The sequence below is a fragment of the Ruegeria sp. K11 genome, assembly GCF_056531905.1.
In genome coordinates this window covers 242532-255108 of sequence record NZ_JBQFMP010000003.1, presented here as the reverse complement: position 1 = coordinate 255108, position 12577 = coordinate 242532, and the positions used below count along the sequence as shown (strand labels likewise).

Sequence of the window (12577 nt, the reverse complement as noted above, 5' to 3'; positions counted from 1 at the left end):
ATGGGCCAGGCCGTCGCGATCCCCGATTTTCTGACCGCAACCCTGGGCTTTGCGGTCTACCTGCTGGGGGCCGAGATCAACGCCCGCGTCGCGACCTTGCGCAACTTCAACATCCCCGAGCCGGTGACCGGAGGGCTTCTGGCCTCGCTGGTGGTGCTGATGCTCTACCTCGCATTCGGGATTGAGCTGTCCTTTGGCCTGACCGCGCGGGATTTTCTGCTGGTTCTGTTCTTTGCCGGGATTGGGCTGAATGCCCGGCTGTCGGATTTGATCGCTGGCGGCAAGCCGTTGCTTTTGTTGCTGATATTGACCCTTCTGACCATCGTCGCGCAGAATGTGATCGGTGCTGGTGGGGCGGTTCTGTTCGGATATCCGGCGCAGGCGGGCGTGCTGTTTGGCTCCGCCGCGCTGATCGGCGGGCATGGCACCGCGATTGCATGGGCCCCCGAAGTGGCCGAGGCGACAGGGCTGGCGGGCGCGACTGAACTGGGCGTGGCGGTGGCGACCTTGGGTCTTGTGCTGGCGGCTCTGGTTGGCGGCCCCATCGCGCGGCTACTGGTCGAGGGCCGCAAACTGAGCCCCAGCCGCCCCGAGGAAGAGCATACCGTGGGTCTGCCCGATGAGGTTGACGCAAAAACGGCGATTGATCATCAGACCATCATGCGGGTGCTGCTGCACCTGAACCTTGCCATCATCTCGGGCTATATCCTCGGCGATATCATCAGCGCGGCGGGGCTGAAACTGCCCCTGTTCGTGCCTTGCCTGATCATGGGCATCGTGATCGCCAACCTGCGCACCGCGCTGTTCCCCAAAGCGCCGCCCGTGGCGCGCACACCGTCCTTGGCGCTGATCTCGGAATTCGCTCTGGGCGCGTTTCTGGCCATGTCTCTAATGAGCCTGCAGCTGTGGACCATCGCCGAACTGGGCCTTGCCATCGCGGTGATTATGACCGCCCAGACCCTGTTCGCGGTGGCCTTCGTGCTATGGGTGTTGTTCCCGCTGATGGGGTCGAATTACCGCGCCGCCGTGTTGGCTGCCGGTTTCGGTGGCTTCGCCCTGGGCGCAACCCCGACCGCTATCGCGAATATGACCGCCGTGACCAAGCGATATGGTCCTTCGCCTATTGCCTTTATCGTGCTGCCCCTTGTATCCGCCTTCTTTGTGGATATCGCCAATGCCATCGTCATCCAGACGATTGTGAGTTTCTAAGGACCGACTATGCCCGACCTGCTGATCGAACTGTTTTCCGAAGAAATCCCCGCGCGGATGCAAGCCCGCGCCGGTGAGGACCTGAAAAAGCGGATCACCGATGGTTTGGTCGAGGGCGGTCTGACCTATGCCTCTGCCGCCGCGCTGACCACGCCGCGCCGCCTGACGCTGGCCATCGAAGGGCTTCTGGCCGAAAGTCCGACCATTCGCGAGGAACGCAAAGGCCCGAAAGTGGGCGCTCCGGACAAGGCCATCGAAGGCTTCCTGCGCGGTGCGGGTCTGACCCGTGACCAGTTGGAGGAACGCGAGACCCCCAAGGGTGCGGTCTATTTTGCGACCATGGAAAAAGCAGGTCGTCCGGCAGCGGACATCGTGGCCGAGGTGCTTGAGGCCACCATCCGCAATTTCCCCTGGCCAAAGTCGATGCGCTGGGGGGCGGGCTCGATGCGATGGGTGCGGCCTTTGCACTCGATCCTGTGCATCCTCAGCGATGAGGCGGGCGCTCAGGTTGTGCCGCTTGAGGTTGAAGGGATCGCCTCCGGCGACACGACCGCAGGCCACCGTTTCATGGCCCCGAACCGGTTCGCGGTGACATCGTTCGAGGATTACGCCGCCAAGCTGAAGCGTGCCTTTGTGGTGTTGTCGCCCAGCGAGCGCGCCGAGCATATCTGGAACGACGCCCAGAACCTCGCCTTTGCCGCTGGTCTGGAGGTGGTCGACGACAAGGGCTTGCTGGCCGAGGTCGCGGGTCTGGTTGAATGGCCCGTGGTGCTGATGGGGCGGATCGATGACGAATTCCTCGACCTGCCGCCCGAGGTGCTGCAGACCTCGATGAAAGAGCATCAGAAATTCTTTTCGGTGAAGAACCCCAAGACCGGGCGGATTGAACGGTTCATTACTGTGGCCAATCGCGAGACTGCAGACAATGGCGCGACCATTCTGGCGGGGAACCAGAAGGTGCTGTCGGCCCGTCTGGCCGACGCGAAATTCTTCTGGGAGAATGACCTGCGCATCGTGCAGTCCGACGGGTTCGAGCCGTGGGTCGAAAAACTGGATGCGGTGACCTTCCACGCCAAGCTGGGGTCTCAGGGTGAACGCGTGAACCGCATCGCCGCGCTGGCACATGAACTGGCTCCGGCAGTCGGAGCTGATCCGGCGCTGGCGATGATGGCGGCGCAGGGGTGCAAGGCGGATTTGTCATCCGAGATGGTGTTCGAGTTCCCCGAGTTGCAGGGCCTGATGGGCCGCTACTATGCGGATGCCGCCGAATTGCCTGCAGAAGTAGGGCAGGCGAGCGAGGAGCATTATTCGCCGCTGGGTCCGTCCGATGACGTGCCGACCGCGCCGGTTTCCGTGGCGGTTGCGCTGGCGGACAAGCTGGATACGCTGACCGGGTTCTGGGCGATTGATGAGAAACCCACCGGATCGAAAGACCCGTTCGCCCTGCGTCGTGCGGCGTTGGGGGTTATTCGGTTGATTTTGGGTCAGTCGTCGAAGCTCAATATTTGGCCAGTAATCGAGGAGCACCACAATCGCCTGTATGAGGCTAAGCTGGACAGTATACCGAAGTACGAAACCGTACAGGAAGGTGAGAAACTTATTTCCGAAAATATCAACTTGCCTGATTTCGGAAAGTGGCCTGCTGACAATACACTGATGACCTTCTTCCACGACCGCCTCAAAGTCTTCCTTCGCGATGAGGACATCCGTCACGACATCATCGACGCCTGTATCGCGATGGACGGCAATGATGACCTCAACCTTCTGGTCAAACGTGCCCGCGCGCTCAACGCGGTGATTGCGACCGAGGATGGGGAGAACCTTGTGCAGGGGTTCAAGCGGGCCAATAACATCCTGTCTCAGGCGGAAGAGAAGGACGGGGTGGAATATTCCTACGGTGCGGATGTGAAATTTGCCGAGACCGACAGCGAGAAGGCACTGTTTGCAGCGCTGGACGCAGCGCAGGGCAAGATCGACCCGGCCTTGAAGGCCGAGGATTTCCCGGCTGCGATGGCTGCTATGGCCGCGCTGCGGGCTCCGGTGGATGCGTTCTTTGAGGATGTGCAGGTCAATACCGACAACGACATCTTGCGCCGCAACCGCCTGAACCTGCTCAGCCAGATCCGGCAGGTGTGTTCAAGTGTCGCGGATTTGACGCGGATCGAAGGCTGACTTAGATCGCGCTTGCGTCAACCGGGCAGGGGCTTATGCTGCGGTGAAACCAAAAGGTGCCGCAGTGCAGAATAACCCGCAAACGACCCTGATCACATCCACTGCGCCTGTTGCCGCCAACACCCATGGCGGCCGGGCCAAATGTCTGCAACGTCTGGTCCGGCTGGAGATGCCGGTGCCCCGCACCGTTGCTTTGTCATTCGACGCAGTACAGCGGATCGCAAAGGGGCATGTTCCTGATATTGCAGCCATTCTCAGTCAGTTCGACGGCGATGCGTTGCTTTGCGTGCGCCCGAGCTCGGAAGACCCCGATTGGGGTGGCCCGGGGGCGGTTCTGAACATCGGGATGAATGACGCAAACTATCTTGTCCTGTCCAGTGCCATGGGTGCCGATGCTGCGGCTGCACTGTATCTTCGGTTTGTGCAAAGCTATGCCACTCATGTTGCGCGGCTTGATCCGGATGTGTTTGACGATATCGAAGCGGATGGGCGCGAAGGGCTCAGCCTGTCGCTGCGTGCCTATGAGGATGAAACCGACGAGACATTTCCGCAGGATCGGGGTGAGCAACTGATCGGTGTGCTGCGGTCTATGGCGCGCGCCTGGGACGGCACCTCGGCCCGCCTGTTGCGGCAGGCCAAAGGCGCGCCCGCGGATGCCGGGCTGGGCCTTGTCATTCAAGAGATGATCCCCGGCGTTGGACAAGGGGAATGCGGCTCTGGTGTATTGCAGCTGGTCGATCCTTCGACCGGAATGCCGCAGATCACGGGCCGTTATCTGAGTCAAAGCCAGGGTCGGGATGCGCTGGGCGAAGGTGTTTCCGCCTTGTATCTGGAAAAAGACGAGCGTGGTCAGTCTCTTGAGGATGTCGCGCCCGAAGCCTTTGCTGACCTCAAGGCCCACGCGGCCGCCATGCGGGAAAAGCTGCGCGAGGAAATGCAGGTTGAGTTCGTGATCGAAAGCGGTCGGGTGCACATTCTGGATGGCGTACGCGTGCAGCGCGGCTCGCGCGCGGGGATGCGGATCGCGGTGCGGCTGGCCGAGGACGGCATCATCCCGCGTCAGGAAGCGGTGATGCGGATTGACCCGCATTCCCTGAACGAGTTGCTGCACCGTCAGGTTCATCCTGAAGCCAGACGCGATGTTCTGACCACCGGGATCGGTGCAAGCCCCGGTGCCGCGACCGGCAAGATCGTGTTCACCGCCGCCGAAGCCCAGGCCAGCGCCGCGCGCGGAGAGCCTTGTATTCTGGTACGGCGCGAAACCTCGCCCGAAGACGTGCGCGGGATGCATGCGGCGGTGGCCGTGCTGACCGAAAAGGGCGGCATGACCAGCCATGCGGCGGTGATCGGGCGCGGATTGGGTCTGCCATGTATCGTCGGCGCGTCCGAGATGCGGTTTCAAACGAAGAAGAAACAACTCTCGGCCCCGGACGGGCGGGTGTTCAAGACAGGCGATACGCTGACAATTGACGGCAGCTCGGGGCAGGTTTTGGCAGGAACGCCAGCGATGCTGGAAGCGGCTTTGGATGATTGCTTTCAGACCTTGATGGCCTGGGCTGATGCCGAACGCGATATTGAAATCCGCGCCAACGCCGACACGCCAGCCGATGCCCAGACGGCCCGGAATTTTCAAGCGCAAGGGATCGGGTTGTGCCGGACCGAACACATGTTCTTTGATCCCGGTCGCCTGACAGTGATGCGCGAGATGATTTTTGCGCAGACCCCGTCCGGGCGTGCCGCCGTGCTGGAACGGCTTTTGCCCATGCAGCGGCAGGATTTCATGCAGCTGTTCCGAATCATGGAAGGGCAGCCGGTCTGTATCCGACTGTTTGACCCGCCGCTGCATGAGTTTCTGCCCACCACCCGCAGCGGTCAGCGTGAATTGGCCGAAGCGCTGGACCTGCCGGTGTCGGATGTCGAACGCCGCGTCAGCTCGATGAGCGAATATAACCCGATGCTGGGCCTGCGCGGTGTACGCCTGGGCGTGACTGTGCCTGAAATCTACGACATGCAGGCCCGCGCGATTTTCGAGGCAACGCTGGACGCCAGCAAGGACGGCGCGCCGGTTGTGCCAGAGGTGATGATCCCTCTGGTCTCGGCCAAGCGTGAGGTTGAACTGGTCAAAACACGTATTGACGCCGTTGCAGCCGAGGTGGCCTCGGAGCGCGGGCAGGAGTTCGATTACAGGCTCGGTGTGATGGTTGAAACGCCCCGCGCCTGCCTTCGGGCAGACGAGATCGCACCGCATTCCGCGTTTTTGAGCTTTGGAACCAATGACTTGACGCAAATGACCTATGGGCTGTCCCGCGACGATGCCGGGCGGTTCATGTCAGCTTATGTGCGTTTGGGCGTGTTTGGCGAAGACCCGTTTCACGTTCTTGACGCGGATGGGGTCGGGGAACTGTTGCGGTTGGGCGCGGAACGTGGCCGGGCCGCGCAGCCGGATGTGACGTTGTCGGTCTGTGGCGAGCACGGGGGCAACCCCGAATCAATCGCCATATGCCGGGCGCTGGGCTTCGACTATGTTTCCTGTTCGCCCTTCCGGGTTCCGGTCGCTCGGCTGTCTGCCGCTCAACTGGCGATTTCGTCCAAACTTGGGGGTTGACTTATTGTCTCCACCCTAGAAATAGTGGTGCAACACACGTCACGCTGTCGAAATTTTTTGACTGCGTGAGCGGGTTTTTTCTTGCCTTTTTAAGAAAACTAGACGTTTGCCCCTAAGTGGGGTATCAGCCTCGTCGCGCCCGCCGGGGGAGGGTTTGGCGCGTTAAAGTGCCTGTGCGAGGTTATCTGATGAGAAGCTACATAATGGCTGCTGCCGTAATGGCGGCAACCGTGCTGCCAAGTATGTCCTATGCTGACCAGCGGGACAGCGAGACCGATATTGTGGACGTGGTCGCCCGGAAGGAATTGTCCGGGCAGAATTTCCGCGATTACCTGACTTTGTTCCAGCCGCGCAAGCCGCTGGACAAGGTAGAAGTATCCTACACAAAAGGGTGGTTGGATGAACAGCCCAAAGCGACCGGGGACGAGGGATTCAAGTGCCTTGCCGAGGCGCTGTATTTCGAAGCGCGCGGTGAAAGTGTTCGCGGTCAGTTCGCGGTTGCCGAGGTTATTCTGAACCGGGTTGATAGTGCCCGCTTTCCGAATACGCTGTGCGGGGTGATCCGGCAGGGCACCGGCAAAAAATACCAATGTCAGTTCACTTATACCTGCGATGGTCGGAAAGAGATCATCCGGGAAAAGCGCGCGTATGAGCGGGTCTCAAAAGTGGCGCGCGCGGCGATTGACGGCAGGGCAGATAAACTGACCGATGGTGCCACGCATTACCACACCAAGGCGGTTCGCCCATCCTGGTCCAAGGTCTACAAGGAAACGACGCGGATCGGAGTGCACATCTTCTATCGGCACAACTACCGCACTGCGCGTAACTGATTGCCGCACCCGCGCTGGAAGGTGGGTGGCGCTGGGTAATATGAACTCTATGTTGCGGGCCAGGAGGCCCGCAATGACTTTTTCCCGCAGACAATTCCTGCAAGCAACAACCGCGTGTTTGGTCCTGCCCCGTTCGGTGCATGCCGCACTGCCCGAGTTGGTGGTCCGGCCGTCTTCGCAACAGATTGCGCCGGATGGGTATCCTGAAACAAATATCTGGAGCTATGGCGGCTCCGTGCCCGGTCTCGAAATTCGCGTCCGGCAAGGCGCGCGGGTGCAGCGTCGCGTGCTCAATCAATTGCCGCAGCCAACCACGGTTCATTGGCATGGCATTCGGATCGACAACGCCATGGATGGTGTGCCTGGCCTGACGCAAGAGGTCATCGCGACCGGCAGCGGTTTTGATTATGATTTTGTGGTCCCCGACGCAGGAACCTATTGGTATCACGCACATAACCGCTCGGTGGAGCAGGTGGCGCGGGGGCTTTATGGTCCGTTGATTGTGGAGGAATCCGCCGGGCCTGATGTGGATCAGGATGTGACCCTGATGTTGGATGACTGGCGCCTTGATCCCGAAAGCGGTCAGATCAGTGATGACTTTCAGAACGGTCACGACCTCAGCCATGCGGGGCGTTTGGGCAATCTTTTTACCGTGAATGGTCAGATCGACCCGGCCTATCCCGTGCGTTCCAATGAGCGGTTGAGGTTGCGGCTGATAAATGCGGCCAATGCGCGGATCTTTGATGTCGGTCTGGATGGGCTGACCGGCTGGATCGCGGCGCTGGATGGAATGCCGTTGGATGCGCCGCTGCGAATCGATGGGAGCTTTCCGCTTGGGCCTGCGCAACGCGCCGATCTGATCGTGGATGTCACAAGTGGGGTTGGAGGAGTTGCAAGCTTAACCAGCGCCGAAAGGGATGGAACCTTTGGGCTGGTCGGTTTTCCGGTGTCGGAGGCTGCGGCATCTGGGCCACGAGAGGGCTTTGACCCTCTGCCGCCCAACCCGGTGCCCGACTTCTCTGTGCAGGAAGCGCCACTGCACCGGATGACCATGCAGGGCGGGGCCATGCGATGGCTTGACAACGCAATTTTGGGCGATACCGAGCTATCTGGTCAGGAGTTGGCACAGTTGGGGCGGTTCTGGGCCCTGAACGGATATGCCGAGCGCCCGCAAGATCCGTTTCTGGATACGACCATCGGGCAGGTGCATCGCATTGAGTTCGCGAACCAAACAGCCTTTCCGCATGCAATGCATCTGCACGGGCATCATTTCCGTCTGCTGATGCAAGACGGCAGTCTTGGTCCCTGGCGAGATACCGTGTTGGTCGGACGCGGCCAAACCCGGCAGATTGCCCTGATGGCGGATAATCCCGGGGATTGGTTGTTGCACTGCCATATGCTGGGCCACGCCGCATCGGGCATGATGAGCTGGTTTCGCGTGACCTGACGCCGCATTCGACGGGTGGAAAGGCGTTTGCTGCGGTGTTATACGCCCGCGCAACGCTTAATTTGGGCACATAGTCCACCGAGCCCGAAAAGGTCCGTCGCATGAGTTCTGAAATCCGTCTTGCTTTCGCGCACCCGTCCGAACGAGCCGAAGCGACGGCTGCGTGCGGACCTCTGGACCGAATTTCGTTGCGCGACCACATCGTTGAAGTCGAGATCGGTGCCTTTCAGGCCGAGAGGGGTACCACGCAGCGCATCTGTTTTAATGTGGTGGTCGAGGTGCGGCCCCTGACCGACCCGATTGATGATGATGTGGATCGCATCCTGTCTTACGACCGTGTCACCGAAGCGATCGCCTTTGAGTTGGCCGCCGAGCGTTTGAACCTGCTTGAAACGTTGGCAGAGCGTGTGGCCGAACGCATTTTACTTGAGCCTCAGGCAGTAAGAGCCTTTGTTCGCATCGAAAAACTGGATCGCGGCCCAGGTGCGCTTGGGGTCGAGATCGTGCGCAGCATGGATGCCACGCATCACGATGTTGCCGAAGAAGAACGCCCCCATCCCCGGCTGGTGTTCCTGTCGAACGAGGCCATCGCCTCGGGCAATCTGACCGGCTGGATCGACCAGCTCGAGAACCGACAGCGCCCTCCGATCTTGTGCGTCGGTGCGGCCGATCTGGCGGTGCCGCAGACAGGTCATGCGATGACCCAGCGCCGCATCGACCTGCTGGCGATCGAGCAGAACGCCTGGGTTCTGGCCGCGCGGGATCATCGCTGTGTGGTGGTCTCGACCCGGACCGAGCTGGATTGGGCGATGAAGAATGGTCAGATTTGCGTCTGGGCGCCGTCCAAGATCGTGCTGGACGCGGTCGATGGCCCCTCGGCGGCGCCGTCTGACGCGGTGGCTCTGGCAGCGTGGTTTGCCGCAACTTTTGAGGCCAGCGAGATGCTGGTGATCGGGGGCGATTTGCCTGAGACCCCAAAAACGCCATTGCGTGCGGTTTCGGTGGAACAGGCCAAGTTGTGACGACCTATTATCGACCGCTTGTGCAGCACGGACCGATGCGCCCAGAGGGCGCAGTATCGCTGGCCGGGCAATCCTTGTGGTTTACGCATGCCGAATGTTTGCAGCGTGATGAGAATTCACGCATTGTAGATATTGATTTTATACCAAAGACTTATCTGGATAAGCTTACGCGGTCTCGCGCGCCCGTTTCGGGGCTGGATATGGCACGGTCGCAGATCATGGGCATTTTGAACGCCACGCCAGACAGTTTCTCGGATGGTGGCGTGCACAATTCGGTCGACGCAGCCCGCGCCGCCGCCGCCATGATGGTGGCGCATGGGGCGAGCATTCTGGATATCGGCGGGGAATCAACGCGCCCCGGTGCCGATTTTGTGCCCGAAGACGTAGAGATCACCCGGACGCAGCCGCTGATCGAAGCGATCCGGGACGAGACCGATGTGCTGATCTCGATAGACACCCGCAAGGTCAGCGTCGCCAGGGCCACGCATGAGGCCGGGGCGGGGCTGATCAATGATGTCTCGGGCTTTACCTTTGATCCACAACTTGCGCCGTTTTGCGCCAGCATCGGCGCGCCGGTCTGCGTGATGCATATGCAGGGCGATCCCGGCACGATGCAGGACGATCCGCATTACGACGACGTGCTGCTGGACGTCTACGATTTCCTTGAAACGCAGATCGCGCATCTGGAAAGCCTCGGGCTAAGCCGGGACCTGATTATCGTCGATCCGGGCATAGGTTTTGGCAAATCCACCGAGCACAACCTGACGCTTTTGCGCAATCTCAGCCTGTTTCATGGGCTCGGTTGCCCGATCTTGTTGGGAGTATCTCGCAAAGGCATCATTGGTGAAGTCGGCAAAGAGCCGCGCAAGGATGCCCGCGCACCGGGATCAATTGCGGTGGCTCTGGCAGGATTGTCACAAGGTGTGCAGATTATACGTGCCCATGATGTGGCCGAGACGGCTCAGGCCTTGCGTCTGTGGGCTGCCGTCCGGTAGGGCGGGTGCACATAATTGAGGAGTAGATCTGATGCGCAAGCTGTTCGGAACCGACGGGGTGCGGGGCACCGCCAACACGCATCCGATGACGGCTGAGATGGCCTTGCGCATGGGGGCCGCAGTGGGCCGTTACTTCCGCCGGGACGCCGGTGGCGTGCACCGGGTTGTCATTGGCAAGGACACGCGGCTGTCGGGTTATATGCTGGAAAACGCGCTGACGGCGGGCCTGACCTCGACCGGGATGAACGTGCTGTTATTGGGGCCGGTGCCGACGCCTGCGGTGGGCTTGATGACCCGGTCGATGCGGGCGGATCTGGGTGTGATGATCTCGGCCAGTCACAACCCGGCCGAGGATAACGGGATCAAGTTTTTCGGGCCGGACGGGTTCAAGCTGTCGGATCAGGCCGAGTTTGAGATCGAACGTTTGATCGAAGAGGGCGTGAACCCGGCGCAGGCCAAGAATATCGGCCGCGCCCGCCGGGTCGATGACGCACGGTTCCGCTATGGCGAGCGGGTGAAATCCTCGCTGCCGCGCGACGTTCGGCTGGATGGGCTGAAGGTGGTGATCGACTGTGCCAACGGGGCAGCGCACCGGACGGCTCCGGAAGTGCTGTGGGAGCTTGGGGCAGATGTCATTCCGATTGGCGTCTCGCCGGATGGTAAGAACATCAATCTGGACTGCGGATCGACCAAACCGCGCGTGGCTGTGGAAACTGTGGTTGCTCATGGTGCGGATGTGGGCATCTGCCTGGATGGTGATGCCGACCGGGTTGTGGTGATCGACGAAACCGGCGCGGTTGCGGATGGCGATCAACTGATGGCCCTTTTGGCGGGCGCATGGTCGCGCGCTGACCGGCTCAAGGGCGGTGCCTTGGTCGCGACGGTGATGTCGAACCTCGGGCTGGAGCGGCATCTGGCGGGGCAGGGTTTGCGGTTGGAGCGGACGACCGTTGGCGACCGCTATGTGGTCGAGCGGATGCGCGAAGGCGGTTTCAACCTGGGCGGCGAACAATCCGGTCATATCGTGATGAGCGATTATGCCACCACGGGCGATGGGTTGATGGCAGGTCTGCATTTTCTGGCCGAGATGGTGTTGTCTGAAAAGAAAGCCTCGGAACTGGCGCATCAGTTCGAGACCGTTCCGCAATTGCTTAAGAATGTGCGCTTCGCGGCGGGACAAGCGCCGCTTGAGGCGGCGAACGTCAAGACTGCGATCTCAGATGCCGAAGCGCGGTTGAATGGACAGGGTCGTCTTTTGATCCGTAAGTCAGGCACCGAACCTCTGATCCGCGTGATGGCTGAATGCGAGGATGCGGCCCTGTTGACACAGGTGGTTGATGGCATCGTGGCCGAGGTCGAGGCAGTTGCGGGTTAACACCCGATCAGCATTTTGCGCAGGCTGAACCACTGGCTGATGGCCAGCCCGCACAGGATCATGACCAGCGCGATGAAAAAGCGCAGCGGTAGGGCCTCGGACAATATCCACGCTCCGAACACCATCGACCAGATGGGTACCTGATAGTTTACCAAGGTCATGAACACCGATCCCGCGCTGAGGATGATCGATACGCGCAGCAGCGTGGCGAAAGCCGTGGGGATCAGGCCCAAAACGATGATCGCCAGCCCCGAACGGGCGCCTTGCCACGATGGAAGCCCCTCGGTCATGACCATGATCGGCAACAGGATGACTGCGCCTACGACCAGCGTCAGGGCCGACAGAACCGCCGGATCAATCGGTGGGCAGCGTCGTGTAAAGATGGAAGAGCTCGCATAGCAAAGCGCTGCTCCGACGCAGGCCAGTTGCGCCAGCGGTTCGGCCCCCTGACCCAGTTTTGCCAGTCCCGGCCCGATCAGCACCAGCGCACCCGAGAAACCCAAAGAGACCCCGACCAACCGGCGCAGATTCATGGGCTCGTCCGAGAAGAAATGCGCAAGCGGCAAAACCATGAGCGGAACCGCCGCCATGGACAGGCCCGCGAAGGCTGAGGGCACATATTGCTGCCCCCAGCTTAGCAGGACAAAGGGCAGGGCGGTGGACAGCACTCCGATCACCGTGATCGAGGTCCACAAGGCCCCGTCGATGCGCGGCAATCTGCGCCCGGTCAGCCGCATCAGCACCAGCAACATGACCGCGCCCAATGTGGTGCGCGCAGTGGCCACGGTCACCGGGCCATAGCCTTCCAGCGCTATGGCGACGACCATAAACGTCGCGCCCCAGATCAGACCCAGAGCGATGACGCCGCCCCAGTCACGGTGGTTGGGTTGTTGAACCATTCCATCCCCTTATCCCGCAACTC

The 12577-nt window shown here is 60.9% G+C and carries 9 protein-coding genes; 8 read left to right on the top strand and 1 reads right to left on the bottom strand.

Annotated features, from left to right (window positions below):
* From gltS to glmM, 8 genes are all read left to right on the top strand, one after another.
* Positions 1-1209 (top strand): sodium/glutamate symporter, encoded by a 1209-nt coding sequence (gene gltS / locus ACR0K4_RS06285; protein WP_480853274.1) that lies wholly within the window; start codon positions 1-3, stop codon positions 1207-1209.
* Positions 1210-1218: 9 nt separating this feature from the next.
* Positions 1219-3381: a glycine--tRNA ligase subunit beta gene (glyS, locus tag ACR0K4_RS06280; protein ID WP_480853273.1), complete on the top strand. Its 2163-nt coding sequence runs from the start codon at positions 1219-1221 to the stop codon at positions 3379-3381.
* A gap of 43 nt (positions 3382-3424) precedes the next feature.
* Complete coding sequence (locus tag ACR0K4_RS06275; RefSeq protein WP_480516105.1) at positions 3425-5986, top strand: putative PEP-binding protein; 2562 nt, start codon at positions 3425-3427, stop codon at positions 5984-5986.
* Positions 5987-6174: 188 nt separating this feature from the next.
* Complete coding sequence (locus ACR0K4_RS06270) at positions 6175-6816, top strand: cell wall hydrolase (RefSeq protein ID WP_480853272.1); 642 nt, start codon at positions 6175-6177, stop codon at positions 6814-6816.
* Positions 6817-6889: 73 nt separating this feature from the next.
* Positions 6890-8263, top strand: coding sequence for a multicopper oxidase family protein (locus tag ACR0K4_RS06265; RefSeq protein WP_480853271.1), 1374 nt, complete (start codon positions 6890-6892; stop codon positions 8261-8263).
* Positions 8264-8364: 101 nt separating this feature from the next.
* Positions 8365-9285, top strand: a complete 921-nt coding sequence (locus ACR0K4_RS06260) for a dihydroneopterin aldolase (protein WP_480516108.1) — start codon at positions 8365-8367, stop codon at positions 9283-9285.
* A 35-nt stretch (positions 9286-9320) separates the two neighbouring features.
* Positions 9321-10280, top strand: a complete 960-nt coding sequence (gene folP, locus ACR0K4_RS06255) for a dihydropteroate synthase (RefSeq protein WP_480853402.1) — start codon at positions 9321-9323, stop codon at positions 10278-10280.
* Between the two features lie 31 nt (positions 10281-10311).
* Positions 10312-11655: a phosphoglucosamine mutase gene (glmM, locus tag ACR0K4_RS06250; RefSeq protein ID WP_480853270.1), complete on the top strand. Its 1344-nt coding sequence runs from the start codon at positions 10312-10314 to the stop codon at positions 11653-11655.
* Here glmM and ACR0K4_RS06245 read toward each other — a convergent pair.
* On the bottom strand, positions 11652-12554 hold the full coding sequence (locus tag ACR0K4_RS06245) for a DMT family transporter (RefSeq protein ID WP_480853269.1): 903 nt from the start codon (positions 12552-12554) through the stop codon (positions 11652-11654). The two genes, glmM and ACR0K4_RS06245, sit on opposite strands and share 4 nt — an antisense overlap.
* Positions 12555-12577: the final 23 nt, after the last annotated feature.

Coding starts and splice junctions, on each gene's coding strand:
- gltS (WP_480853274.1), top strand. CDS start 1: ATGGGCCAGGCCGTCGCGATCCCCGATTTTCTGACCGCAACCCTGGGC.
- glyS (WP_480853273.1), top strand. CDS start 1,219: ATGCCCGACCTGCTGATCGAACTGTTTTCCGAAGAAATCCCCGCGCGG.
- ACR0K4_RS06270 (WP_480853272.1), top strand. CDS start 6,175: ATGAGAAGCTACATAATGGCTGCTGCCGTAATGGCGGCAACCGTGCTG.
- ACR0K4_RS06265 (WP_480853271.1), top strand. CDS start 6,890: ATGACTTTTTCCCGCAGACAATTCCTGCAAGCAACAACCGCGTGTTTG.
- ACR0K4_RS06260 (WP_480516108.1), top strand. CDS start 8,365: ATGAGTTCTGAAATCCGTCTTGCTTTCGCGCACCCGTCCGAACGAGCC.
- folP (WP_480853402.1), top strand. CDS start 9,321: ATGCGCCCAGAGGGCGCAGTATCGCTGGCCGGGCAATCCTTGTGGTTT.
- glmM (WP_480853270.1), top strand. CDS start 10,312: ATGCGCAAGCTGTTCGGAACCGACGGGGTGCGGGGCACCGCCAACACG.
- ACR0K4_RS06245 (WP_480853269.1), bottom strand. CDS start 12,554: ATGGTTCAACAACCCAACCACCGTGACTGGGGCGGCGTCATCGCTCTG.